Here is a 24,355-nt window from a genome sequence, read left to right as displayed (position 1 = left end):
CCCCGCGACCCTTTCGGGGTGCGGGGCACGTTTGTTGCGCAAGCGGTGTCGCCGACGGCGGGCACGGGTGCCGTACTAGGCCCGATTCGTCCGGTACACGAGGGCGGTGGCGAGGGCGGCGAGGCCTTCGGCGCGGCCGGTGAGGCCCAGTCCGTCGGTGGTGGTGCCGGAGACGGAGACGGGGGCGCCCGCGGCGGCCGCGAGCGCCTTCTGTGCCTCTTCGCGCCGCTTGCCGATCTTCGGGCGCACACCGATCACCTGGATCGCGATGTTGCCGATCTCGAAGCCCTCGGCGCGGACGATGCGGGCGGCCTCCGCGAGCAGCGTGACGCCCGCGGCGCCGGACCACTCGGGGCGGGAGGTGCCGAAGTGCGCGCCGAGGTCGCCGACGCCGGCGGCGGAGAAGAGGGCGTCGCAGGCGGCGTGGGCCGCGACGTCGCCGTCGGAGTGGCCGGCGAGGCCGTCCTCGCCCTCCCAGAGCAGGCCCGCGCACCACAGCTCGCGGCCGGCCTCGAAGGCGTGCACGTCGGTGCCGATGCCGACGAGCGGGATCAGCGGGGCGGCTGCGGCGACCGAGGGGTCAGTAGGCATCGGTGGCCCTCCTGCGGGCGAGTACGGCCTCGGCGAGGACGAGGTCGAGCGGGCGGGTGACCTTGAAGGCCTCGTCGTGGCCGGGGACGACCACGACGGTGACGCCGAGCCGTTCCACCATGCCGGCGTCGTCGGTGGCGCCCTCGCCGGCCAGGGCGATCTCGGCGTGGGCCCGCAGGAGGGTCGGGAGGTCGAATCCCTGCGGGGTCTGGACGGCGCGCAGCCGGGCCCGTTCGGGCGTGGCGACGACCGGCTCGGGGCGGCCGGGCGCACCGGGCCCGACCTCCTTGACGGTGTCGGCCAGTGGCAGCCCGGGCACGACGGCGGGGGCGCCGGCGCGGAGGGCCTCGACGACGGAGTCGACGGTGTCCACGGGCACCAGCGGGCGGGCCGCGTCGTGGACGAGCACGGAGGTGACGTCGGCCGGCAGGGCGTCCAGGCCGGCCCGGACGGACTCCTGGCGCGTCTCGCCGCCCGGGACGACCAGGACCTCGGTGCGGTCGGGGAGCGTGTGCTCGTCGAGCAGCAGGCGCACCTCGGCGGCGCCCTCGGGCGGCGCCACGACCACCACGAGGGAGACCGCGCGGGAGCGGGCCATCGCACGGACGGCGTGGACGAGCATCGGGGTGCCGCCCAGGGCCCGCAGGGCCTTGGGGGCGCCGGGGCCCAGGCGGACGCCGCGGCCGGCGGCCGGGATGACCGCCGCGGTGCGGTGCGGTCGCGATTCGTCAGACATCGGTGGCTCCGGGTTGCGCGGCCAGGTTTGTGGCTTCGGCCGACATGGGTATGGCCCTGGGTGCGTCCCCGGCTTGAGGGTGGGGACGCGCCGGGTGCGACGCTCCCTCGCCCCTTCCGTGACCGGTCGAGCCGGCTGCCCGGACCCGGCGGCTCGGATCGTGGAGCGAGCGGGCATGCGCGCGGGAATGACGGGTACGGGCGGGTGGGAAGGTGCGGATACGGACATGCCGCAGCGCCCGGCAACAGACCCCCCGTGGAGGGGGGGTCGTGTCATCGGGCACCGCGGCACAACTGTGTGAACACTGTTCTGATGAGATCAGAGGTACGGGGTGCTCGCGTCAGGACGCGAGAACCTCGTCGAGGAGGGCCTCGGCCTTGTCCTCGTTCGTGTTCTCGGCGAGCGCGAGCTCGCTGACCAGGATCTGCCGTGCCTTCGCGAGCATGCGCTTCTCACCCGCGGAGAGTCCGCGCTCGCGCTCACGACGCCACAGGTCACGCACCACTTCGGCGACCTTGATGACATCGCCAGAAGCGAGCTTCTCCAGATTTGCCTTGTAGCGCCGGGACCAGTTCGTCGGCTCTTCGGCGTACGGTGCGCGAAGCACCTCGAAGACCCGGTCCAGCCCGTCCTGGCCGACTACGTCGCGAACACCGACGAACTCCGCATTGTCCGCAGGCACACGTACCGTCAGGTCGCCCTGGGCGACCTTGAGCACCAAGTAGGTCTTGTCCACGCCTTTGATCTGACGAGTCTCAATGGCCTCGATCAGCGCGGCCCCGTGATGGGGATAGACCACGGTGTCGCCAACCTTGAACGTCATGTGACAGGTACCCCTTCCGTGGCTATCCAGGGTAACACGAGAACTGACCGTTATGAATGGCGTTTTCGCAGGTCAGGGCCCATCTCGGGGCTTGACAACACAGACACGAACGTGCTGCGGAAGGCTTCCGGAAGGGGGTCTTCGCAGGTCGGGGGCGCTGTACGGACCGGGCGAAAGGGCCACGCTACACCTGTCCGGGACTCCCACCGGTGTGACGTACGTCCCGTTTTGGGCGGTTCGGAGTCGGGAAAACCGACTACTCCGTTCGACTGGCGGGCGCCCGCGCGGCACGGGTTCCGGCCCAATCGGGAATTGATCACCGGCCTGCGTTCGAAGGAATCCCGGAATTGATCACCGCACGGCGGTGCGCGATATCCCGGCCGTTCGTGATCGGCCGGGATCGGGCGCGGACCGGCCGGTGATCGCGCGGCGATCCGCCGGTGATCGCGGGCGCGGAGTCCCGGTGGACGGAATGCGAGATCGCGGGGCGTCCGAGGGCGGCGGGCCCGCTGCGGAGGGTCGGGTGCGGGGCCGGGGCGGCGGCTCGGTAACCTAAGCCCGCTGACACACCCTTAGAGCGGCTTTACCTCGGCCGTTCCGAGCGCCCACCCTCCCCTTCCGTTCGTCCAAGGAGATGCCGCCGCCGTGAGCCGCAGCCTTCGACGCGGCGCCCTCGCCGCCACCGCCGTCGTGTTCTCGATCGCCTCGCTGGCCGCGTGCGGTGCGGGCAATGACGCTCAGACCCTCCAGATCAAGCCGGACAACGCCGCCATCACCAAGGGCGAGATCCAGATCCAGAACGCTCTGGTGATCACCCAGGGCACGAAGGACAAGAAGGGCCCGGCCGCCGTCTCGGCGACGGTCTTCAACTCCGGCACCAAGGCGGAGACCCTCGACGACATCGTCGTCGCGGGCGGCAGGGCCAAGGTCGTGCTCAAGCCGGCCGAGGGCAGCGGCAAGATCACCGTGCCGGCCGGCGGTTCCGTGGTGCTGGGCGGCAAGGGCAACGCCTCCGCCCAGATCGACGAGGGCGCCGAGGCCGCGAAGAACGGCGACGCCCAGGACGTCGTCTTCAAGCTCAGCAGCACCGGTGACGTCGCCCTCCAGGCCTTCGTCGTCCCGGCCACCGGCATGTACGCGGCCTACGGTCCGACCGGCGCCCCGGCCTCCGGCGCCACCCCGTCCGGCGGCGCCTCGGGCACGCCGTCGGGCAGCGCGTCGGGCACGCCGTCCGGTGCGGCCACGGGCAGCCCCTCGGGCACCCCGTCCGGCACGGCCTCGCACGCCGCCGGGCACTGATCCCGCGCGACACGCGCACGTACGGGGAGGGCCCCCGACCCCAGGCGGTCGGGGGCCCTCCCCGTACGTGCGCCGCGCCCGCGCGCCCGTGGACGCACCGGGCCGCGGGCCCGTGCGTCCCCCGTGCGGGTGACGCGGGCGCCCGCGGCCCACACCGGTCGCGCCCCCACCGCCGGGCGGGCGGCACGGGGCCACGACGGCCCCGTACGGCGCGCGCCGTAGGCTCGGCGGGCCGGGACGCCGCGGGGGTACGGCCTACGGCTCGAACTTGTACCCGAGGCCGCGGACCGTCACCAGGTAGCGCGGCGCGCCCGGGTCCGGCTCGATCTTGGCCCGCAGGCGCTTGACGTGGACGTCGAGGGTCTTGGTGTCGCCGACGTAGTCCGCGCCCCAGACCCGGTCGATCAGCTGCATGCGGGTCAGGACGCGGCCCGCGTTGCGCAGCAGCATCTCCAGCAGGTCGAACTCCTTCAGGGGGAGGTCGACCTTGCCGCCGGCGACGGTGACCACGTGGCGGTCGACGTCCATCCGTACGGGGCCCGCTTCGAGGGCGGCCGGAGTGACCTCCTCCGGCTCGCCGCGGCGGCGCAGGACCGCGCGGATGCGGGCGACCAGCTCCCGCGAGGAGAAGGGCTTCGTCACGTAGTCGTCGGCTCCTATCTCCAGCCCGACGACCTTGTCGATCTCGCTGTCCTTGGCGGTCACCATGATCACGGGGACGTTGGAGCGGCCGCGCAGTTGCCGGCAGACCTCGGTGCCGGGCAGTCCGGGGAGCATCAGGTCGAGGAGGACGAGGTCGGCGCCGTTGCGCTCGAACTCGTCCAGCCCGTCGGGCCCGGTCGCGGCGATGGCGACCTCGAAGCCCTCCTTGCGGAGCATGTAGGACAGGGCGTCGCTGAAGGATTCCTCATCCTCGACGACGAGCACTCGGGTCACGGAAGGACCTCCGGGGCAGGGATGGCGGCTGGTGCGGTGTGCGGTTCTGGTGCTGCGGTGAGCGCAGGTGCGACGGGTGGGGCGGATGAGCCTGTTGAGGTGGACGAGGCTGACGGGGTGGGCGACGCGGGTGAGGCGACGGGTGCGGCCGGGGCCGGCGCGGCCGCTTCGGGCAGGCGGAGGGTGAAGGTGGAGCCCTGGCCCTCGGAGCTCCAGACGGCGACCTCACCGCCGTGCGAGGCCGCCACGTGCTTCACGATCGCGAGGCCGAGGCCGGTTCCTCCCGTGGCGCGGGAGCGGGCCGGGTCCACGCGGTAGAAGCGCTCGAAGATGCGCTCGCGGTCCTTTTCCGGGATGCCGATGCCCTGGTCGGTCACGGCGATCTCGATCAAGTCTCCCCCGGGCACCGCGACCCTGCGTCCGGCTATGCCGACGCGGGTGCGGGCGGGGCTGTAGTTGACGGCGTTCTCGACCAGGTTGCCGAGGGCGGCCGCGAGCTGTCCGCGGTTGCCCCAGACCCGCAAGTCGGCGGTGCCGCCCGCGGCCATGGTGATCTGCTTGGACGACGCCGTGTGGCGGCAGCGGTCGATGGCTTCGGCGACCAGCGTGTCCACCCGGACCGGCTCGGCGTCCTCCAGCGGGTCGTCGTTCTGCACCCGGGAGAGGTCGATGAGCTCCTGTACGAGGTTGATCAGGCGGGTCGACTCGATCTGCATGCGGCCGGCGAAGCGGCTGACCGCCTCGGGATCGTCGGAGGCGTCCATGACGGCCTCGGAGAGCAGGGAGATCGCTCCGACCGGCGTCTTCAGCTCGTGCGAGACGTTGGCGACGAAGTCGCGCCGCACGGCTTCGATGCGGCGGGCCTCGGTGAGGTCCTCGACCAGGAGGAGCACGAGGCGGGAGCCGAGCGGGGCGACGCGGGCCGAGACCGCGAGGGCCTCGCCGCGGCCGGTGCCGCGCCGGGGCAGGTCCAGCTCGACCTGGCGTATCTCTCCGTCGCGGCGGGTGTCGCGCGCCATGTGGAGCATGGGCTCCACGGCGAGCTTGCCGCCGCGGACCAGGCCGAGGGCATATGCCGCCGAGCTGGCCTTGACCACCGCGTCCCCCTCGTCGAGGACGACGGCGGAGGAGCGGAGCACGGAGAGGACGGTGTCCACGCCGGGCGGGAGCACCGCGTTGATGTCGGGGCGCATGGAGCTCCGGGTGGGGCGGGCCTGGTCGCGCTCGCTCCAGCGGAACGCCAGCATGGCGATGACACCGGTGCACAGACCGGCTATCGCTGCAGCTGCGGCGACCGCCGCGTTCACGTCCATGCATCCAGGTTAAGCAGGCACGACGACACTTCCACAGCCGTTCGGGTGGCACCTCGAACACTCGTCGCCCAGAGTTCACCCTGGCGACGGGGTTGATTCACTTGTGGTGCCGGAGTCGGACGCGTTCGCGGCCCACCGTGTGAGCGTGGGGCACGAGAGCGCCCCGGCCCGCGGGCCGTACCGAAGTAGGTCAAGAGAGGGACACCAGACATGCGTGACGCGTACCACGAGGAACTGGACTCGATCGGCGAGGGCCTGGTCGAGATGGCCCGCCTGGTCGGTTCCGCGATCGGGCGGGCCACGACGTCCATGCTCGACGCCGACCTGAAGCTCGCCGAGAGCGTCATCGCCGCCGACCAGAAGGTGGACGACCTCCAGCACGACCTGGAGGCCCGCGCCATCGCCCTGCTGGCCCGGCAGCAGCCCGTCGCCACCGACCTGCGGATCGTGGTGACCTCGCTGCGGATGAGCGCCGACCTGGAGCGCTCGGGCGACCTGGCCCAGCACGTGGCGAAGCTCGCCCGGCTGCGCTTCCCGGACCGCGCGGTCCCGCACGACCTGCACGCCACCATCCTGGAGATGGGGCAGCTGGCGCAGCGGCTGATGGCGAAGGCCGCCGAGGTGATCATCACGAAGGACGTCGACCTGGCGCTCCAGCTGGAGCAGGACGACGACGAGATGGACCAGCTGCACCGCACGCTGTTCCAGCACCTGATGGACGACCGCTGGAAGCACGGCATCGAGACGGCGGTGGACGTGACGCTGCTGGGCCGGTACTACGAGCGGTTCGCCGACCACGCCGTGTCGGTCGCCAAGCGCGTCGTCTACCTGGTGACGGGCGAGCACGCGGACGAGCTCCAGCAGCCGACGCAGGTCGAGGGCGCCTGACCCGCGACACCGAGCCCCCGTGCGCCGTTGACGCGCCGGTGGGGCTGGGCATGAATGAGGCGAGGGCGGTCCGTCGTGCGAAGTCCCGTACGCCGCCTGCGAGGAGGAACCATGCCCGATTCCCCCGTCCCCATCACCCCGGAGCAGGACCGGCCGCCGAGGTCGGAGCCGTTGCGGCTCCCCCTGCTCGCGGCGTGCGGCTGCGGCTCGGGCTGCGGCTGCGGCTGCCAGTCCGGCGCCCCGTGCCAGTGCGGGGGCTGACCCGCTCCCGAAGCAGCGAGAGAGCAGCGAGAGCCCGGCAAGAGGCCCCCTGTCCACCGAGAACCGGTGGACGGGGGGCCTCTTCGCGCGTCGGGGCTACTTCTTCTTGCCCTGGTTCTTGACCGCCTCGATCGCCGCCGCCGCCGCGTCCGGGTCGAGGTAGGTGCCGCCCGGCTTGAGGGGCTTGAAGTCGGCGTCCAGTTCGTAGGCCAGCGGGATGCCCGTCGGGATGTTCAGGCCCGCGATGTCGGCGTCCGAGATGCCGTCCAGGTGCTTGACCAGGGCGCGCAGGGAGTTGCCGTGCGCCGCGACCAGGACCGTCCGGCCGGCCAGCAGGTCCGGGACGATGCCGTCGTACCAGTACGGGAGCATCCGGACGACGACGTCCTTGAGGCACTCCGTCTTCGGGCGCAGCTCCGGCGGGATGGAGGAGTAGCGCGCGTCCCCGGACTGGGAGAACTCGGTGCCGTCCTCAAGGGCCGGGGGCGGGGTGTCGTAGGAGCGGCGCCACAGCATGAACTGCTCCTCGCCGAACTCGGCGAGGGTCTGGGCCTTGTCCTTGCCCTGCAGGGCGCCGTAGTGGCGCTCGTTCAGGCGCCAGGAGCGGTGGACGGGGATCCAGTGGCGGTCGGCTGCCTCCAGCGCCATCTGCGCGGTGCGGATCGCGCGCTTCTGGAGCGAGGTGTGCACGACGTCGGGGAGCAGGCCGGCGTCCTTGAGCAGCTCACCGCCGCGGACCGCCTCCTTCTCGCCCTTCTCGTTGAGGTTGACGTCCACCCAGCCGGTGAACAGGTTCTTCGCGTTCCACTCGCTCTCGCCGTGACGGAGGAGGATCAGCTTGTACGGTGCGTCGGCCATGCGTACGAGCCTAATGGACGCCGGCGCCCGCCCGCGCGCGGTGTTCGCCCCCGCCGATTGACGCCGGACGTCAATTCACTGGCGCCGGACCACCCCTCCTCGTAACGTGCCGAAGGCAGGAGAGACACTTACATCGCCCGGGGGGATTCCTTATGTCCGTTGACAGGCTGAGACGGGCCGCCCGGGAGAGCGTGTCCGGTCTGCCGCGCGCGTTCTGGTGGCTGTGGACGAGCACCCTGGTGAACCGGCTCGGGGCCTTCGTCGCCACATTCATGACCTTGTACCTGACCGTGGACCGGGGCTACTCGGCCTCCTTCGCGGGCCTGGTGGTCGCCCTGCACGGGCTGGGCGGGGTGATCTCCTCGCTCGTCGCCGGCGTGATGACCGACCGGCTCGGGCGGCGGCCCACGCTGCTGGCGGCGCAGGCCTCGACGGCGTTCTCGGTGGCGCTGCTCGGCTTCATGGAGCAGCCGGCGGCGATCGCGGCGGTGGCGCTGCTGGTCGGCATGACCTCCAACGCCTCGCGGCCGGCCGTGCAGGCGATGATGGCCGACATCGTGCGGCCGGAGGACCGGGTGCGGGCCTTCGCGCTCAACTACTGGGCCATCAACCTCGGTTTCGCCGTCTCGGCGGCGGTGGCCGGGTTCATCGCCGAGTACAGCTACCTGGCCGGGTTCCTCGGCGAGGCGGCGCTGACGCTGGTCTGCGCGGTGCTCGTGTACGTCAAGCTGCCCGAGTCGCGGCCCGAGAAGGGCGACGCGGCCTCGGTCGCGGCCGAGGCGGAGGTCGGGCTGGGGACGGTGCTGCGCGACGGGCGGTTCATGGGCGTCGTCGGGCTGTCGTTCCTGATCTCGCTGATCTTCATGCAGGGCTCGTTCGGGCTGCCGCTGGCCATGGGCGCGGCGGGGTTCTCCACCGGTGACTACGGGATGGTCATCGCGGTGAACGGCGTGCTGATCGTGCTGCTGCAGATCCCGGTCACCCGCTTCATCGAACACCGCGACCCGCAGAGGCTGCTGGTGGTCTCGGCGCTGCTGGCGGGCTACGGCTTCGGGCTGACGGCGTTCGGCGGTTCGCTCGGGGTGCTCGCGCTCACCGTCTGCGTGTGGACGCTGGCCGAGATCATCAACTCGCCGACGCAGATGGGGCTGGTGGCCCGGCTCTCGCCGCTGCACGGCCGCGGCCGCTACCAGGGCATGTACACGATGTCGTGGGCGGTGGCCTCGCTCGTCGCGCCGCTGCTGGCCGGCGGCGTCATCGACCGGTTCGGCGCGCGGTGGCTGTGGGGGACGACGGCGCTCCTGGGCACGGCCGCGGCAGCCGGGTACTGGCTGCTGATGCGGAACCTGCCGGGGGCGGTGGTCGCCGCGCCCGCCCCGGCGCCGGACGCCGCCGGTACCGGGCGACCGAAGGCACCCGAGGGGCTGGAGGGGCTGGAGGGGCTCGCGGAGGTGGCCGTCGCCGTCGCCGCCACGATGCCGGCCACGGCCCCGGCCGTCGCGCCCGCCACGGCGCCGCCGGCCGCGCCCCCGGTAACGGCCCCGTAGACCGGGACCGGGACCGGCGCCGGCCGGCCGCGGCCCCGGCTCACCGGTCGGAGGGCCGGGCCGGGCCGTCCCGGGTCGGGGCGGGCGCGTCAGTCGGACGGCCGGGTCAGGTGCGTGAACGCGTCCAGGTTGCGCGTCGGTTCGCCGCGCGAGACGCGCCACGCGTACTCGCGGCGGATGGCGTCCGCGAAGCCCAGCTCCAGCAGGGTGTTGAAGGCGCCGTCCGCCGCCTCCAGCACCGTGCCGAGCAGCCGGTCCAGCTCGTCCGGGGTGACCACGGCGAGCGGCAGCCGGCCGGTCAGGTAGATGTCCCCGAGGCGGTCCACGGCGTAGCCGAGGCCGTACAGCTTGAGGTTGCGCTCCAGCAGCCAGCGGTGGACGCCCGCCTCGTTCTCGTCGGGGTGGCGGATCACGAAGGCGTTGACCGACAGGGAGTGCTTGCCGACCTTGAGCGAGCAGGTGGTGCTCAGCTTGCGGGTGCCGGGGAGCTGGACGACGTACGAGCCCGGCTCCGGGCTCTCCCACGGCAGTTCGGCCCCGGCGAGCGTGCTCTCGATGATCGCGGCGGTGTCAGCCATGGTGGGAGCGTACGCGACGGCGATGATCGTGCATCGCCGCGGTGTACACGTCGGCCGTGCCGGCGGCGGCCGTGTCCCAGCCGAAGGACTGCGCGTGCCGCGCGGCAGCGGCGCCCATCCGCCCGGCGAGGCCCGGTTCGTCGACGAAGCGGCGCAGCTGGCGGGCGTAGTCGACCGGGTCGTGGCCGGGTACGAGGATGCCGGTGATCCCGTCGTCGACGGCGACGGGCAGTCCGCCGACGGCGGCGGCGAGGACCGGGGTGCCGGCGGCCTGGGCCTCGATCGCGACGAGCCCGAAGGACTCGTTGTACGAGGGCATGACCAGCACGGAAGCGGCCCGGAACCAGTCGGCGAGCTGGTCCTGGCCGACGGGCGGGTGGAAGTGGACGAGGTCGGCGATGCCCAGCCGGGCGGCGAGCTTCTGCAGGCCCTCCGGCTTGGCGAGGCCGCTGCCGCTCGGGCCGCCGACGACGGGGACGAAGAGACGGCGGCGCAGCGAGGGGTCCCGGTCGACGAGCTCGGCGACGGCGCGGAGCAGGATGTCGGGCGCCTTCAGGGGCTGTATGCGGCCGGCGAACAGGGGTATGACGGCGTCCTGCGGCAGCCCGAGGCGGGCGCGGGCGGCGGCGCGGCCGTCGCCGGGGGTGAAGCGGTCGAGGTTGACGCCGGGGTGGACGACGGCGACCTTGCCGGGGTCGGCCTCGTAGTGGCGGACGAGCTCGTCGGCCTCTTCGGCGGTGTTCGCGATGAGGCGGTCGGCGGCGGCGACGATCTGGGTCTCGCCGATGACGCGGGCGGCGGGCTCGGGCGTGTCGCCCTCCGCCAGTGCGGCGTTCTTGACCTTGGCCATGGTGTGCATGGCGTGGACGAGGGGGACGCCCCAGCGTTCGGCGGCGAGCCAGCCCACGTGCCCCGACAGCCAGTAGTGGGAGTGGACGAGGTCGTAGTAGCCGGGGCGGTGGCCGGCCCAGGCCCGCATGACCCCGTGGGTGAAGGCGCACAGCTGGGCCGGCAGCTCCTCCTTGGCGAGGCCCTCGTACGGACCCGCGTCCACGTGGCGCACGAGGACCCCGGGGGCCAGTTCGACCACGGGCGGCAGGCCGCCGGTGGTGGCCCGGGTGAAGACCTCGACCTCGATGCCGATGGCGGCGAGGCGCTTGGCCAGTTCCACGATGTAGACGTTCATGCCGCCGGCGTCACCGGTGCCGGGCTGGTGCAGCGGTGAGGTGTGCACGCTGAGCATGGCGACGCGGCGGGGCTTGCGGTGGCCGCCGACGGCGGCGGGCAGGCGCAGGCGCGGGGGCTGTTCGAGGCGGGTGGCGCGGGCAGCGGCGAGGCGGCCGCTGAGGCTGCCGCCGAGGCGGGACACGTACTGGCTCAAGGGAGCAGTTCCTCTCGCTCTGACGATCTCGGACGGGCGGCGCTCGGGCGCGCGGGCGGGGCGGGCACCGGCCGTGGCGACGCTGCGACGGCATGGCGGCAGGAGCGCGGGCGGCGCTCTGCAAGCAGTGCAACCCGTACGGCCGCCCCCCGCATTCCGGGGGAGCGCCGATTTCCTGCTCGGTTTGCCGGGTTTTTATCCGGCGGGGGCCCTCCGCTTACTCTCGGCACATGGCCTCCCGCACCACCCCTCCCCCGTCACCGCGGCCCGCGGCGGACGCGACCGCGCGCCGTTCCGGCCGTCCGGTGGGCGCGGTGACGCGCGGGACGACCCATCCGAACCGGTTGCGCCGGATGGACCGCTGGATCGCCGCGACGCACGGTCCGGTGCTGCGCCGCGCGCAGGCACCGGTGGCGGTGGACCTCGGGTACGGGGCCGCTCCCTGGACCGCGGTGGAGCTGATGGCGCGGCTGCGGGAGGCGGCGCCGCGGGTGCGGGTGGTCGGCATCGAGATCGAACCGGCGCGGGTCGCGGGGGCGAAGCCGTACGAGCGGGAGGGGCTGAGCTTCCGGCACGGCGGCTTCGAGGTGCCGTTGGACGGGGACGCGCGGCCGTCGCTGATCCGGGCGGCGAACGTGCTGCGCCAGTACGACGAGGAGCAGGTGGCCCGGGTGTGGGAGCGGCTGTGCGGGCGGCTGGCACCGGACGGGCTGCTGGTGGAGGGGACCTGCGACGAGATCGGGCGGCGGCACGTGTGGGTCGCGCTGGGGCCGGAGGGGGCGCGCACGGTGACGTTCGCGACCCGGCTGGGCTCCCTGGAGCGCCCCTCGGACCTGGCGGAGCGGCTGCCGAAGGCGCTGATCCACCGGAACGTGCCGGGCGAGCCGGTGCACGCCTTCCTGCGGGACTTCGACCGGGCGTGGGCGGCAGCGGCCCCGTACGCCTCGTACGGGGCGCGGCAGCGCTGGATCCGCACGGCGCGGTCCCTCTCGGGCGACTGGCCGCTGGCGGACGGGCCGGGGCGCTGGCGGCAGGGGGAACTGACGGTGCGGTGGGAGGCGTTGCGGCCCGCGGGGTGAGGGAGCGACGGGGGCGGGGGCGGCGGATACGGGGGCGGCGGGGGTTGCCGGGGTGGCGGGGGCCGCGGGACGGGGAACCGGGGGCGGCGGCGGTCCGTTGGTGCCTGCGGGGTGGGTCGGCTGCGCGGGCGCGGGCGGGGTCGGCCGGTTATCCACAAGGGTGTTGGAATTCTCCGAGCCGTGGCACCATCCCGAATGCGGTAACAAGTTACTGATGAATAGTCAGATCTGATGGCGGATCTGACTCGGGTGCCCGGGGGGACCATGAGTGCCGTAAGGCGACGGCGAGGCGCAAGCACGCTCGTACTGCTGTGCGCGATGGCGATGGCGGCGACGCCGGGCATCACCGCGGGCATCGCGCACGCGGCTCCGGCGGTCCCGGCAGCCCCCGCGCCCCCGGCGCCCGCTCCCGGCGCCACGTCCCTGGAGCAGGTCCGCAAGGAGATAGAGGAGCTCTACCGCCAGGCCGGCAGCGCCACGGACGCCTACAACCTCGCCGAGGCCGAGACCAGGGTCCAGTCGGAGAAGATCGTCGAGCTGGCCAACCTCGTCGTCGCCGGCCAGGACCGGATCACCGCCCTCAAGGGCCGTGCCGGCGCCGCAGCCCGCGCCCAGTACCGCTCGGGCGGCCTGCCGCCGGGCGCCAAGCTCGCGCTGAGCGACGACCCGAACCAGTTCCTCGACGGCGCGGACCGGCTGCGCCAGGGCGAGAAGGCCACCTCCGACCTGCTCTCCGAACTCGACCGCACCCAGGCCGACCTGCGGCAGTACGCGAGCGACGCGAGCACCCAGTGGGCCGCCATGGAGGCCAACCGCGTCAAGCAGGAGGAGGCCAAGAAGAAGATCGAGGAGAAGATCAAGACGGCGGAGGGGCTGGAGAGCAAGCTGGAGGCCGAGGAGAAGGCTCGGCTGCTCCAGCTGGAGCAGGAAGCCCAGTACAAGGCGCAGACCGCCTGGCTGTCGACGGGCGCGCTGAAGGACGTGAACGGCGCGGCGACGGACGCCGGGAAGCGGGCCGTGCAGTTCGCCACCGCCCAGATGGGCAAGCCGTACGTCTGGGGCGCGGTCGGCCCGGACTCGTACGACTGCTCCGGCCTGACCTCGAAGGCCTGGCTGGCGGCGGGCCGGACCATCCCGCGCACCTCGCAGGAGCAGCTGCGGCTGCTGCCGAAGGTCGCGCTCAAGGACATGCGCCCGGGCGACCTGATCATCTACTTCGACGACGCCAGCCACGTCGGGATGTACGTCGGCGACGGCGCGATGGTCCACGCACCGCGACCGGGCCGCAACGTCACGATCGCGGGCGCGGGCTCGATGCCGATCAAGGCGATCGTCCGCCCGGACGCCTGAGCCGCCCGCACGCCTCGCCGGGTCGGCCCTGCCGAGCCGACCGGCCGCGCGGGGCGGGCCGGCCGCGCGGGCCGGGCGGGGCAACCTTCCGTGGCTCCCGCGCGTCTCGTGTGACGGGACGGGCTCCGGCCCCACCGTGACATTGGTCATCAGCGAGGCGGATTTTCCCCCGCGATAACGGCATATGACGGAGGCCTCGGCCGGGAACGGCATTCCGCTTCCCCGGCCGGGACCGCTAGGGTCGGCCGGACGCACCCTCGGGGGGAGGGAAGGAACCGGAGACGATGCCCGTACCCGTACCGCGGCAGAGGGACACCCCGGCCACGGAGAGCGGTCAGGCCGTTCTGCACACCGCCGCACCGCCCGCCGCGACCCCACCCGTCACGGCGGCCACCGCCGCCACGGCCACCGCGGCCGCACCGACGGCAGCCGCCGCGCCCGCACCGGTCGCGGCCCCGGCCGCGGCACCGGTGGTCCCGCCGAGGGGACCGCGGACGGCCCCGCCGGCGACCCCGCTGACCCTGCTGGTCATCGAGGACGACCCCGAAGGCGGCCTCACCGTCCCCGAGGTCCTGGACGCCGACGGCCACCGCATACGGCTGCGGACCGCCCGCAACCTCACCGAGGCCGAGCGGCTGCTCACCCCGGACGTGCACTGCATCCTGCTCGACCTCGCGCTCACCCCGCCCGCCGGTGCGGGCGGCGACCCGTTGGGCGCCCTCCACCAGGTGCTGCGGATCGCCCCGCACCACGCCGTGCTCGTGCTCACCTCCGAGACCGACGCCGAGCGCGCCGCCGAGGCGGTCCGCGTCGGCGCCCAGGACTTCCTCTTCCGCGACGAGATGGACGGCAGGCTGCTGAGCCGCGCCATCCGCTACGCGGTGGAGAGAAAACGGGCCGACGCGGCCCAGTACAAGCTCGCCGAATCGAAACTGCGCGCCCAGGAGAACGCCCGCCTGGAGCGCGGGCTGCTGCCCCACCCGCTCCTGGAGGGTTCCGACCTCCGCTTCGCCGCCCGCTACCGTCCCGGCCGCAGCCGGGCCCTGCTCGGCGGCGACTTCTACGACACCGTCCGCACCCCCGACGGCACCGTCCACGCCATGATCGGCGACGTCTGCGGACACGGCCCGGACGAGGCCGCCCTCGGGGTCGAGCTGCGCATCGCCTGGCGCGCGCTGACCCTGGCCGGCCTGTGCGGCGACGACCTGCTGGCCACCCTCCAGGAGGTGCTGGAGGTGGAGCGGCCCTGCGAGGAGATCTTCGCGACGCTGTGCACGGTGGACATCGCCCCCGACGGCCGCCGCGCCGGCCTGTGCCTGGCCGGCCACCCGGCGCCGCTGATCGCGCGCCCGGGCCGGGCCGCCCGGCTGCTCCCGTACGAGAACAGCGGTCCGGCGCTCGGCCTGCTGCCCCGGGCCCGCTGGCCGCGCCGCCAGGTGGAGCTCGGCGGCGCGTGGAGCCTGATGCTCTACACGGACGGGCTGATCGAGGGGCGGATCGGTCCCGGCCGGGAACGGCTGGGCCAGGACGGCATGGTCGAGATGATCAACCGGCACCTGGCCGCGGGCCTGACCGGCGAGGAGCTGCTGGAGGCCTCCGTCACCGAAGCCCGCCGCCTCAACGGCGGCGAGCTCACCGACGACGTGGCCGTGGTCCTGCTCTCCCGCGCGGCGGGCTGACGGCCGACGGACTCGGGCGCCGACGGCCGCACGCGCCCGCGTCCGTCCGGTGGGGTCTCGGTGGACCCGGATGATCCCGCCCCGCGCGCGGCGCGGGGCGGGGGTGCCTACCGGCCGCCGTTGTAGGGCCCGTACGGCCCGTCGCTGCTGCTGCCGCCGCTGCGCCGGCCGCCGCCCGACACCTGCTTGAGGGCGGGGCGCACGTCGACGAAGAACACGATGGTCGCGACCAGGCCGGCGATCTGCAGGAACAGCATCCCGAGGAAGAAGTCCACGACGACGGTGATGCCGAGGATGACCAGCCAGAAGGTCTTGCTCTGCTTCCCGGCCGCCCGGTACGCGTCCTCGCGGGCCACCAGCGCCATCACGAAGGCCACCACGGCGAGCACCAGCATGGCGATCCCGAGCATGGGGATCACCCTGAGGTCGAACCCTTCCATCAAATCCATCGCGATGACCGCCTTCTCCTGCTGCTCCACACGCCGGACGACGCCTGGCTCCACGCTACCGGCATGGGTTCCCCCGCGAACGGCACAACGAACCGGACACCGCCCCGGTGCCCGGCCCGTCGTACGTCATGCGGTTCAGCTCTCGTCGGCCGGCGCGGCCGCGGCCTTCCGGGCCGTGCTCTTGCGCGCCGCGGGCTTCTTCACCGCGGGCTTCTCCTCAGCCGCGGCGGCCTCGGCGGCCGACTCGGTCCCGGCGGCCGGGGCGGTCTCCGCGGTCACCGGTTCGGCGCTCACCGGCTCGGCGGCGGCCTCGGTCCCGGCGGCCGGCGTCTGAGCGGCCGACGACGCGGGCTCGACGGCCACGGCGATGTCGACGATCTCCTCGGAGACCTCGCCCCGCCACGACCGCACCGCCAGCTCGCCGTGCTCGGCGACCTTGTCGTACGTCTCCTTGGCCCGCACCGCGTACTCGGCGGCCACGCCGACTCCGCGCAGCGCCAGGTCCTGGGCGGTCTCCCCGAGCTTCTTCGGGTCGATCGCGCCGAACACCTCGGCGACCCGGGCGGTGACGGCCTCCTGCGCCTCCTTGGCCGCACCCCGGGCCTTCTCCTGCACGGCCTTCGGGTCGGTGTTGCGCACGGCCTCGATGCGCGCGGGGGCCTCGGCGCGGATCTGCTCGATGAGCCCCGGCACCTTCCGCGCCTGCTGCACGGCCAGGTCGGCGGTGCCGGCGGCGAAGTAGAGGGGGGTGGGGTCGGTGAGGGTCTTCTTCAGGTCATCGGCGATGGCCATGTGCGGGTCCTCCCGGATACGTGTCAGTTCGGCTTGGGCGGCATCGCGTCGTCGGACGCACCGGGCCGCGTCCCGGCCGGGCCGTTCGCGGCCCCCGCGGCCTCCGCGGCATCCGCGGCGGCCGTGTCGAGCGCGTTCTCCTTGCGGAACGACTCGTAGATCTGGAGCAGCACCTGCTTCTGCCGCTCGTTGATGGACGGGTCGGCGAGGATGACGGCGCGCGTCTCCACCTCGTCGCGGTCCCGCTCGTCCAACATCCCGGCCTGCACGTACAGCGTCTCCGCGGAGATCCGCAGCGCCTTGGCCAGCTGCTGGAGGATGTCCGCGCTCGGCTTGCGCAACCCGCGCTCGATCTGGCTCAGGTACGGGTTGGACACCCCCGCGGCGTCGGCGAGCTGCCGCAGCGAGAGCTGGGCCTGCCGACGCTGCTCGCGCAGGTACGCGCCGAGGTCCCCGACGTTGAGCGATGCCATGCCCCGATCCTGCCGGACTCTGCTAACTATTGCAAGCAGACGCTTGCTACAGCTCCCACCGCGCCGTCGGTGCGCTGCACCGGCACCGGCGCCGTGCGTTCGCCCGTCGCCGGTTCGCGCAGCATGAAGACGTCCACCGGGTCCTCGCTCACGGCCCTGAAGCCGTGCCGTTCGTACAGGGCGCGGGCCGGGCTGCCCCGCAGGACGTTCAGTCGGACCGGCACGCGGGCCCGGTCGCACCGCTCCAGCAGTTCGCGCAGCACGGCCGAGCCGATGCCGGCGCCCTGGGCGTACGGGGCCAGGTAGAAGTGCTCCAGCCAGTGGGCGTCGGCGGCCGGGCGCAGGGCCGCGCTGCCGGCGAGGGCGCCGTCCACCTCGATCACCCAAGTGTGGGCCGGGTCGAACGCGTCCCGCAGCCGCTGTCGCACGTGGTGCGCGTCGTAGCGTCCGAGCCGTTCCAGGTCCGCCCGCAGCGCCACCGCCCGGACCTCGGCCACGGCCCCGACGTCCGCGACCGAGGCCGGCCGGAGTCTCCAGTGCGCCGTGATCGTCATGGCCGCCACGGTACGCGGCCCGGACCGCGCCCCCGGCGGCGGTCCGGGTCCGTCCCGTCCGTCAGCGCGTGCTGCGCGGCTGGTTGAAGCGGAGCATGTTGCCCGCCGGGTCGCGGAAGGCGCAGTCGCGGACGCCGTACGGCTGGTCGCTGGGCTCCTGGAGCACCTCGCCGCCCGCCGCGCGGATGCGTTCGAAGGTGGCGTCGCAGTCGTCGGTGGAGAAGATCACGCCGCGCAGCATGCCCTTGGCCAGCAGTTCGGCCATGGCCTGCTTGTCCGCGGGCGAGGCGTTCGGGTTGGCGAGCGGCGGTTCGAGGACGATCTCCACGTCGGGCTGCTCGGGCGAGCCGACGGTCACCCACCGCATCCCCTCGAACCCGACGTCGTTGCGGACCTCCATGCCGAGGACGTCCCGGTAGAAGGCGAGCGCCTTGTCGTGGTCGTCGACGGCGATGAAGCACTGGGAGAGCTTGATGGTCATGGCCCGACGCTACGTCCGGGCGGCGGTTTTCGCTTCTCCGTTCCTGACCGGGCGCGTGAGGATCTTCGCGACGCAGGCCGGGATGGCCGCGCCCGTCTCGTGCCCGCGGGCCCGGTAGGCGCTCGGGGTCTCGCCGACCAGCTCGGTGAAGCGCGAGCTGAACGACCCCAGCGAGGTGCAGCCCACGGCGAAGCACACCTCGGTGACGCTCAGGTCGCCCCGCCGCAGCAGCGCCTTGGCCCGCTCGACGCGGCGGGTCATCAGGTAGCCGTACGGGGTCTCGCCGAAGGCGGCCCGGAAGCTGCGCGAGAAGTGACCGGGCGACATCAGGGCGACCCGCGCCAGCGCGGGCACGTCGAGGGGCTCCGCGTAGTCGCGGTCCATCGCGTCCCGGGCCCGGCGCAGCCGTACGAGGTCTTCCAGCATCACCCCGCCAGCGTACGGCCGGGCACCGACAGCCGGCGGCGCGGCGGGCGCCGCTCAGCGCTCCGGGGCCGTGCCGATCGCCACCGTCGCGTACAGCTCCTCCGAGGTCGCCACCCGTACCGCCAGGCCCGCCGAGGTCAGGGCCGAGGCCGTCACCGGGGACTGGCGGGCGCTCGTCTCGACGAAGAGGCGGCCGCCCGGGGCCAGCCACGGCAGGGCGCCCGCCGCGACCCGGCGGTGCACGGCCAGGCCGTCCGCGCCGCCGTCCAGGGAGACGGCCGGTTCGTGGTCGCGGGCCTCCGAGGGCATCAGCGCGATCTCCCCGGTCGGGACGTACGGGGCGTTCACCACCAGCAGGTCCACCCGTCCCCGCAGCCGCGCCGGCAGCGCCGCGTACAGGTCGCCCTCCCACACCGCGCCGCCGTACGCGGCCACGTTGCGCCGCGCGTACGCGAGCGCCACCGGGTCGATGTCCGCCGCGTGCAGCTCCACCCCGCCCGGCACCAGGGAGGCCACGGCCGCGCCCAGGGCGCCCACCCCGCAGCACAGGTCCAGCACCACCGCGCCCGGCCGGGCCGCGTCCACCGCCTCCCGCACCAGGAACTCGGTGCGCCGGCGGGGCACGAAGGCCCCCGCGCCCACCTCCAGGCGCAGTCCGCAGAACTCCGCCCACCCCACGACGTGTTCCAGGGGTTCGCCCGCGACCCGGCGGGCCAGCAGCTCCGCCAGGTGCCCGTCGTCCCGGGCGGCCCCCACGAGCAGGTCCGCCTCCTCCTCCGCGAAGACGCAGCCCGCGGCGCGCAGCCGCTCCACCAGTGACCTCGAACGCGTCATGTTCCCCGCTCCTTCCCCGCTCCTTCGCCGCTCCGCCGGCCGTGCCCGGCGCGTACCGCCGTCCGTCCTCCCGCCGGTCCCGTCAGAAGACGTCCGGGCACCACGGCCGGCGCGCGGTGCGCAGCAGCACGTCGGCCAGCGCGACCGCGCCCGGCCGCAGCTCGGTGATCCGGCCGAGCGCGGCCAGCCGCACCGCGGACTCGTCGCCGAGGTAGAGCGAACCGAGCGCCGACACGTCCAGCCGCAGGCCGGCCGGGGCGTCGGTGCGTTCGCAGCGGGCCGCGCCGGAGCCGGTGTCCCCGCCGGCGCCCGCCGTCAGCCGGTAGCGGCCGTCGGCCAGGCCCGCCGCGTCCGTGACCTCCAGGACGAGCTCCCCGGGCACCGCGTACGTGCGCGCCTCCAGCGCCCGTACGACGTCCAGCAGCCGCACCCACAGGAAGTCGGCGGCGGTCACGGTCCTGGCCGCGCGCGGATCGGGCAGCAGCTGGTCGACGAGGTCGTCGGGGGCCCGGGGGCCGGTGCGCACCTTGAGCACCCAGTCGATGGAGCACAGGAAGTGCCACAGCGCCCGCTCCGACTCCGGGGTCAGCGCGATCAGATCGGTGACCTGCACGGTGTTCAGCGGGACCTTGGCGTCCGTCCAGTGGCCGTCGGCCCGGTAGGCGACCAGTCCGGCCGGTTCGCCGTCGGCCGTCCGGTGGACCGCGAAGAACTTCTCCTGGTACGGGCGGTGGGAGACGGACTCCAGGCCGGTCGCCAGGCTCCACCAACGCGCGTCGCGGTCCACCGCGCCGTGCGTGACCGCCCGCAGCCGCTCGTGCAGCCCGGGCCCGATCAGCCGGGCCTGGGCGGCGTCGACCAGTTCGATCCGCCCGCCGTCCGCGGGCACCGGCCGGCGCGGGTCGAGGCCGGTGCGCGGCACGTCGATCTCCCACTCGCGGAGGGAGGCGGCGGGCCCGTACCCGTACCGCCCGTAGATCGGGTACTCGGCGGCGATCAGCGTGGACAGGACGTCGCCGCGGTCCCGGGCGGCGGTGAGTTCGGCCGCCATCATCCGGGTCAGCAGGCCCTGGCGGCGGTGGGTCGGCAGGACGCCGACGTTGGTGACGGCGCTCGCGGCGACGTCGGCCCCGCCGGGCACGGTGAGCCGCTGTGCGAAGGAGCGCAGCGCCCCGACGCAGCGGCCCGTACCGGTGTCGAACGCCCCCTGGGTGCGCGCGAGATCGGTGTGCTCGCGGCGCTGGGCGACATCGGATTGCGTCACCCCCGAGGCGGTGAGGAACCCCGTGTTCACGGTCCGCAGCCAGTCGGGGAGTTCGGATGCGGCGATCGGCCTGACGTCAGCGCTCATGACCGGCCACGCTAGTCGGCCCACCGGCCGCAGTCCTCCGGTTTTCGGCCCGACCCCCAGGGGCCGCGCCTCAGGCCAGCAGGTCGTCCACCTGGGCCTCGCCCTCGCGGTAGCGGCGGGTGATCTCCGCGCTGCAGTCGTCCGCCGTGCGCTGGAGCTGCTGTCGGCGCCGCGAGACCTGCTGCTCGTAGCGGACCAGTCTGCCCAGCCCGTCGTGCAGTTCGGCGTCGGTGCGGGCGTCCAGGTCCGAGAGCTCCACGTCGGACAGCATCTCGGCCGCCAGCACCCGGTACTCCTCGCTGTGCGGGGTGCCGAGCGTCACGTGCCGGGCGGAGGCGCTGCGGCTGGAGGGGGCGTCGGCGAGGATCTCCGAGAGCCGGTCCACGACCGGGACCTCGGGGTCGGTGCGCCGGGCCAGCTCGGCCCGCAGGATGTCGATGCGGCCCTGGAGCAGGCGGCGCACGTAGCTGAGGTCGGCCTCGTCGCGCTGCGCGTCGCGGCGCAGGGCCCGCAGCTCGGGCAGGCCCAGCGCGGTGGTCGGCGTCCCCGGCGGCGGGGTGTCGGCGGTGCGCTGCGCGGGCGGTCGGACCGCGGCGGAGATGGCAGCCGGTGATGCAGGTACGGAGGTACCAGAAGTATTCATACGAACGAGTCCGTCCCCTCGACCGGTGCGGCGCACCCGCACCGCCTGCGTGCATCGTGCCACCCTCCGTGGCCCCGATGCAGTCCCACTGCACCCGATCGGCCCCGGACGGGTGCACGCCTGGTACACAGGTGGTATGCGAGCTGTGGTGCAGAGGGTGGACGGCGCGAGCGTCGTGGTGGCCGGCGAGACCGTGGGCGAGATCGTCGGCGAGGGGTTGTGCGTGCTGGTGGGGGTGACCCACGACGACACCCCGGAGAAGGCGGCGCTGCTGGCGCGCAAGCTGTGGTCCGTGCGCGTCCTGGAGGCCGAGAAGTCCTGTAGCGACGTGGACGCACCGCTGCTGGTGATCTCCCAGTTCACGCTGTACGGAGACGCCCGCAAGGGCCGCCGCCCCACCTGGAACGCGGCCGCGCCCGGCCCGGTGGCCGAGCCGCTGGTCGACGAGGTGGTGGCGCAGCTGCGGGCGCTGGGTGCGACGGTGGCGACGGGCCGGTTCGGTGCGGACATGCGGGTCTCGCTCACCAACCACGGCCCGTTCACCGTCGTCATCGACATCTGAGACACATCGGGCCATCTCATCCGGCCCCGGGCTGCCCCGGGGCCGCCGCCCTGCCCTAGGGGGCGACGACGACCTCCTGTGCGGCGGCCGTGTTCCCGGCGAGCAGCGGCGCGTCCACGGGAACGTTCCGCTTGACCAGGGCGAGCGCGATCGGGCCGAGCTCGTGGTGGCGGACCGCGGTGGTGACGAAGCCGAGCTGGCGCCCCTCGCCGCCGTCCGCGGCCAGCCGGACGGGCGTGCCGTGCGCCGGGAGCAGCACCTCGGAGCCGTCCAGGTGCAGGAAGACCAGGCGGCGGGGGGGCTTGCCCAGGTTGTGGACGCGGGCGACGGTCTCCTGGCCGCGGTAGCACCCCTTCTGCAGGTGCACGGCGGTGCCGATCCAGCCCAGCTCGTGCGGGATGGTGCGGTGGTCGGTCTCCAGGCCGAGCCGCGGCCGGTGGGCCTCGACGCGCAGCGCCTCGTACGCGAGGAGGCCGGCGGCCGGGCCGTGGGCCGCGGCGAAGTCCTCCAGCGCGGTGCGGGGCAGGAAGACGTCGCGGCCGTGGGCGGTCTCCCGTACGGCGTGGCCCCCGGCGACCTCCGCGATGGAGCCGGCGGGCAGGTGGACGACCGCGAACTCCCCGGTGCGGTCGGCGACTTCCACGCGGTAGAAGAACTTCATCGACTCCAGGTAGGCGATCAGCTCCGCCTGGGTGCCGGGCTCCACGTGCGCCCAGGTGGTCTCGCCGTCGTCGACGAGGTAGAGCGCGTGCTCGATGTGCCCGTTGGCGGAGAGGATCAGCGCCTCGGTGGCCTGGCCGGCGGGCAGCTCGGTGAGGTGCTGGGTGAGCAGCAGGTGCAGCCAGCTCAGCCGCTCGGGTCCGCTGACGGTGACGACCCCGCGGTGCGAGAGGTCCACGAAGCCGCGGCCGTCGCCGAGGGCCCGTTGTTCGCCGTACAGCTCGCCGTAATGGGCGGCGACGCCCTCGTCGCGGCCTTCGGCCTGCACGGCGCCGGGGAGGTGGAGCAAAGGGCTGCTGGTCATGGGACCAAGCGTACGACTCGCCGGGCGCGGCCCGGGCCGGCAAGATCCGAAAGGGACGGTCTAGGCGTCGGCGGCCCGGTGTTCGGCCGCGCACTTCTTGCAGAGGCCGAAGATCGCGAAGTGCTTCATGTCGGTCTCGAAGCCGAAGGTGGTGCGGAGCTTCGCGGTGAATTCGGCGGCGACGTCCACGTCCGCCTCGATGACGTCGGCGCAGTCGCGGCAGACCAGGTGGATGTGGTGGTGCCGGTCGGCGAGGTGGTAGGTGGGGGCGCCGTGGCCGAGGTGGGCGTGCGAGACCAGCCCGAGCTCCTCCAGGAGCTCCAGGGTCCGGTAGACGGTGGAGATGTTCACGCCGGAGGCGGTCTTGCGCACCTCGCCGAGGATCTCGTCCGGGGTGGCGTGCTCCAGGTGGTCGACGGCCTCCAGCACCAGCTGGCGCTGCGGGGTCAGCCGGTACCCGCGCTGGCGCAGGTCGGTCTTCCAGTCGGCGGTCTCGTCGGTCCGGGCGGTCTCGGTGCTCTCGGCGTTCTCGGTGCTCTCGGCGTTCTCGGTCCTCACCACCCGGCCAGTGTAAGCGCGCGAAGGGGACCGCGGGCGAGCCCGCGGTCCCCTTGCCGCACGTCCCGGGTCCCGGTCAGCGGAAGAAGGCGATGCCGTCGTCCGGCATGTCCGGGAGGTTGCGCGCCATCTCGGCGACCTCCTCGGGCGAGACGACCTTCTTCAGCTGCGCCGACATGTACGGCCGCAGCTCCACCTCGGGGGTGGCCTTCTCGCCGACCCACATCAGGTCGCTCTTCACGTAGCCGTAGAGCCGCTTGCCACCGCTGTACGGGCCGGAGGCCGCGGTACGGGCGACGGCGTCGGTGACCACGTCGATCTGGGGCTTCTGGTCGGCGAGCTCGCCGTACCAGACCTCGACGACACCCTGGTCGCGGACCATGACGATCTCGACCTTGCGGTCCTCGTCGATGCGCCAGTAGCCGGATTCGGACTCCAGGGGCCGCACCTTGTTGCCCTCGGCGTCGAGGACCCAGGTGTGGGAGGCGTACTCCAGGAAGTCCCGGCCGTCGTGGCCGAAGACGACCTCCTGGCCGAAGTTGCACTTCTCCTCGCCCGGGAAGTCGAAGACGCCCGCGCCCTCCCAGGTGCCGAGGAGGAAGGCGAGGGGCACGAGGCCCGGGTTCAGGTCGGACGGGATCTGGATCATGGTTGGCTGCTCAGACGATCTGTGTGAGGGGTTCCGGGGCGGTCTGCTGCGCGGTCGCTCAGCGCTGGCCCTGGTACAGCTTCTTGACGGCCAGGCCGGTGAAGGCCATGACGCCGACGCAGACCAGGACCAGCAGGGAGGTGAAGACTGCCTCAAGCACGGGGTGCTCCTCGGAGGATTCGGTGCGGTGTACGGGCCGGTCCCCCAGCCTACTGGCCCGGGGACCGGCGCACTCTGCGA

28 protein-coding genes are annotated in these 24,355 nt (G+C 73.5%); 8 read left to right on the top strand and 20 right to left on the bottom strand.

From position 1 onward, the window contains the following. Positions 1-75: 75 nt before the first annotated feature. From ispF to CP968_RS18415, 3 genes are all read right to left on the bottom strand, one after another. A complete protein-coding gene (gene ispF / locus CP968_RS18425; RefSeq protein ID WP_150519048.1) occupies positions 76-591 on the bottom strand; it encodes a 2-C-methyl-D-erythritol 2,4-cyclodiphosphate synthase in 516 nt (171 codons plus the stop codon). Further along, positions 581-1,327: a 2-C-methyl-D-erythritol 4-phosphate cytidylyltransferase gene (gene ispD, locus CP968_RS18420; RefSeq protein ID WP_150519047.1), complete on the bottom strand. Its 747-nt coding sequence runs from the start codon at positions 1,325-1,327 to the stop codon at positions 581-583. Before ispD ends, ispF begins: the two co-directional genes overlap by 11 nt. A 340-nt stretch (positions 1,328-1,667) precedes the next feature. Beyond that, positions 1,668-2,150, bottom strand: coding sequence for a CarD family transcriptional regulator (locus tag CP968_RS18415; RefSeq protein ID WP_003953493.1), 483 nt, complete (start codon positions 2,148-2,150; stop codon positions 1,668-1,670). Between the two features lie 645 nt (positions 2,151-2,795). Between CP968_RS18415 and CP968_RS18405 the strand changes: the two genes are divergently transcribed. Next, complete coding sequence (locus CP968_RS18405) at positions 2,796-3,449, top strand: DUF461 domain-containing protein (RefSeq protein WP_150519046.1); 654 nt, start codon at positions 2,796-2,798, stop codon at positions 3,447-3,449. A gap of 255 nt (positions 3,450-3,704) precedes the next feature. Here the strand turns inward: CP968_RS18405 and phoP are convergent, their stop codons facing one another. Next, entirely contained in the window at positions 3,705-4,376 is a 672-nt protein-coding gene (phoP, locus tag CP968_RS18400; protein ID WP_465270294.1) for a two-component system response regulator PhoP, read from the bottom strand. A 5-nt stretch (positions 4,377-4,381) separates the two neighbouring features. Then, positions 4,382-5,698, bottom strand: a complete 1,317-nt coding sequence (gene phoR / locus CP968_RS18395) for a two-component system sensor histidine kinase PhoR (RefSeq protein WP_150519045.1) — start codon at positions 5,696-5,698, stop codon at positions 4,382-4,384. Between the two features lie 210 nt (positions 5,699-5,908). On the opposite strand from phoR, the gene phoU reads away from it, so the two are divergent. Next, on the top strand, positions 5,909-6,586 hold the full coding sequence (phoU, locus tag CP968_RS18390; RefSeq protein ID WP_150519044.1) for a phosphate signaling complex protein PhoU: 678 nt from the start codon (positions 5,909-5,911) through the stop codon (positions 6,584-6,586). 111 nt (positions 6,587-6,697) lie between these two features. Beyond that, positions 6,698-6,847, top strand: coding sequence for a hypothetical protein (locus CP968_RS34130; protein ID WP_167536821.1), 150 nt, complete (start codon positions 6,698-6,700; stop codon positions 6,845-6,847). 96 nt (positions 6,848-6,943) lie between these two features. Here CP968_RS34130 and CP968_RS18385 read toward each other — a convergent pair whose 3' ends face one another. Further along, entirely contained in the window at positions 6,944-7,705 is a 762-nt protein-coding gene (locus CP968_RS18385) for a phosphoglyceromutase (RefSeq protein WP_150519043.1), read from the bottom strand. Between the two features lie 152 nt (positions 7,706-7,857). Between CP968_RS18385 and CP968_RS18380 the strand changes: the two genes are divergently transcribed. Next, entirely contained in the window at positions 7,858-9,252 is a 1,395-nt protein-coding gene (locus CP968_RS18380) for an MDR family MFS transporter (protein ID WP_167536820.1), read from the top strand. Between the two features lie 89 nt (positions 9,253-9,341). On the opposite strand, the gene CP968_RS18375 is transcribed toward CP968_RS18380, so the two are convergent. Next, positions 9,342-9,830 carry a type III secretion system chaperone family protein gene (locus CP968_RS18375; RefSeq protein ID WP_150519042.1) on the bottom strand — a complete coding sequence of 163 codons (489 nt, stop codon included), beginning with the start codon at positions 9,828-9,830 and terminating at the stop codon, positions 9,342-9,344. Beyond that, positions 9,823-11,211 (bottom strand): D-inositol-3-phosphate glycosyltransferase, encoded by a 1,389-nt coding sequence (gene mshA, locus CP968_RS18370; protein ID WP_150519041.1) that lies wholly within the window; start codon positions 11,209-11,211, stop codon positions 9,823-9,825. The genes CP968_RS18375 and mshA overlap by 8 nt, the downstream gene beginning before the upstream one ends. 230 nt (positions 11,212-11,441) lie before the next feature. Here mshA and CP968_RS18365 point away from each other — a divergent pair, with 230 nt between their 5' ends. From CP968_RS18365 to CP968_RS18350, 3 genes are all read left to right on the top strand, one after another. Beyond that, positions 11,442-12,290: a class I SAM-dependent methyltransferase gene (locus CP968_RS18365; protein WP_373303989.1), complete on the top strand. Its 849-nt coding sequence runs from the start codon at positions 11,442-11,444 to the stop codon at positions 12,288-12,290. 264 nt (positions 12,291-12,554) lie between these two features. Further along, positions 12,555-13,640 (top strand): C40 family peptidase, encoded by a 1,086-nt coding sequence (locus CP968_RS18355; protein WP_150519040.1) that lies wholly within the window; start codon positions 12,555-12,557, stop codon positions 13,638-13,640. A 284-nt stretch (positions 13,641-13,924) separates the two neighbouring features. Next, on the top strand, positions 13,925-15,319 hold the full coding sequence (locus tag CP968_RS18350; protein ID WP_167536819.1) for a PP2C family protein-serine/threonine phosphatase: 1,395 nt from the start codon (positions 13,925-13,927) through the stop codon (positions 15,317-15,319). A gap of 107 nt (positions 15,320-15,426) precedes the next feature. Here the strand turns inward: CP968_RS18350 and CP968_RS18345 are convergent, their stop codons facing one another. The 9 genes from CP968_RS18345 to CP968_RS18305 form a co-directional block, all read right to left on the bottom strand. Beyond that, on the bottom strand, positions 15,427-15,768 hold the full coding sequence (locus tag CP968_RS18345; protein ID WP_150521977.1) for a DUF2516 family protein: 342 nt from the start codon (positions 15,766-15,768) through the stop codon (positions 15,427-15,429). A 135-nt stretch (positions 15,769-15,903) separates the two neighbouring features. Next, entirely contained in the window at positions 15,904-16,560 is a 657-nt protein-coding gene (locus CP968_RS18340) for a hypothetical protein (protein WP_150519039.1), read from the bottom strand. Positions 16,561-16,583: 23 nt separating this feature from the next. Then, on the bottom strand, positions 16,584-17,033 hold the full coding sequence (locus CP968_RS18335; RefSeq protein ID WP_189828824.1) for a helix-turn-helix domain-containing protein: 450 nt from the start codon (positions 17,031-17,033) through the stop codon (positions 16,584-16,586). Positions 17,034-17,059: 26 nt separating this feature from the next. After that, positions 17,060-17,587 (bottom strand): GNAT family N-acetyltransferase, encoded by a 528-nt coding sequence (locus CP968_RS18330; RefSeq protein WP_150519038.1) that lies wholly within the window; start codon positions 17,585-17,587, stop codon positions 17,060-17,062. Between the two features lie 61 nt (positions 17,588-17,648). Further along, on the bottom strand, positions 17,649-18,068 hold the full coding sequence (locus tag CP968_RS18325; RefSeq protein WP_150519037.1) for a VOC family protein: 420 nt from the start codon (positions 18,066-18,068) through the stop codon (positions 17,649-17,651). Positions 18,069-18,077: 9 nt separating this feature from the next. Beyond that, complete coding sequence (locus CP968_RS18320) at positions 18,078-18,497, bottom strand: helix-turn-helix domain-containing protein (RefSeq protein WP_150519036.1); 420 nt, start codon at positions 18,495-18,497, stop codon at positions 18,078-18,080. 51 nt (positions 18,498-18,548) lie between these two features. Next, entirely contained in the window at positions 18,549-19,328 is a 780-nt protein-coding gene (locus tag CP968_RS18315) for a putative protein N(5)-glutamine methyltransferase (protein ID WP_150519035.1), read from the bottom strand. 82 nt (positions 19,329-19,410) lie between these two features. Beyond that, entirely contained in the window at positions 19,411-20,679 is a 1,269-nt protein-coding gene (locus CP968_RS18310; protein ID WP_150519034.1) for a GNAT family N-acetyltransferase, read from the bottom strand. A 70-nt stretch (positions 20,680-20,749) separates the two neighbouring features. Beyond that, on the bottom strand, positions 20,750-21,322 hold the full coding sequence (locus CP968_RS18305; RefSeq protein ID WP_150519033.1) for an RsiG family protein: 573 nt from the start codon (positions 21,320-21,322) through the stop codon (positions 20,750-20,752). A gap of 136 nt (positions 21,323-21,458) precedes the next feature. On the opposite strand from CP968_RS18305, the gene dtd reads away from it, so the two are divergent. After that, positions 21,459-21,884, top strand: coding sequence for a D-aminoacyl-tRNA deacylase (gene dtd, locus CP968_RS18300; RefSeq protein WP_150519032.1), 426 nt, complete (start codon positions 21,459-21,461; stop codon positions 21,882-21,884). Positions 21,885-21,939: 55 nt separating this feature from the next. Here the strand turns inward: dtd and ygfZ are convergent, their stop codons facing one another. The 3 genes from ygfZ to CP968_RS18285 all read right to left on the bottom strand — a co-directional run bounded on the left by ygfZ (position 21,940) and on the right by CP968_RS18285 (position 24,115). Beyond that, entirely contained in the window at positions 21,940-22,908 is a 969-nt protein-coding gene (gene ygfZ, locus CP968_RS18295; protein ID WP_150519031.1) for a CAF17-like 4Fe-4S cluster assembly/insertion protein YgfZ, read from the bottom strand. A gap of 60 nt (positions 22,909-22,968) precedes the next feature. Further along, positions 22,969-23,379, bottom strand: a complete 411-nt coding sequence (locus CP968_RS18290; protein WP_150521976.1) for a Fur family transcriptional regulator — start codon at positions 23,377-23,379, stop codon at positions 22,969-22,971. Positions 23,380-23,542: 163 nt separating this feature from the next. Beyond that, positions 23,543-24,115 carry a heme-binding beta-barrel domain-containing protein gene (locus CP968_RS18285; RefSeq protein WP_150519030.1) on the bottom strand — a complete coding sequence of 191 codons (573 nt, stop codon included), beginning with the start codon at positions 24,113-24,115 and terminating at the stop codon, positions 23,543-23,545. Positions 24,116-24,355 lie beyond the last annotated feature (240 nt).

Source organism: Streptomyces subrutilus (assembly GCF_008704535.1).
Lineage (GTDB): Bacteria > Actinomycetota > Actinomycetes > Streptomycetales > Streptomycetaceae > Streptomyces > Streptomyces subrutilus.
The sequence above is the reverse complement of the archived record's forward strand: the minus strand, read 5'-3'. Positions and strand labels throughout refer to the sequence as shown.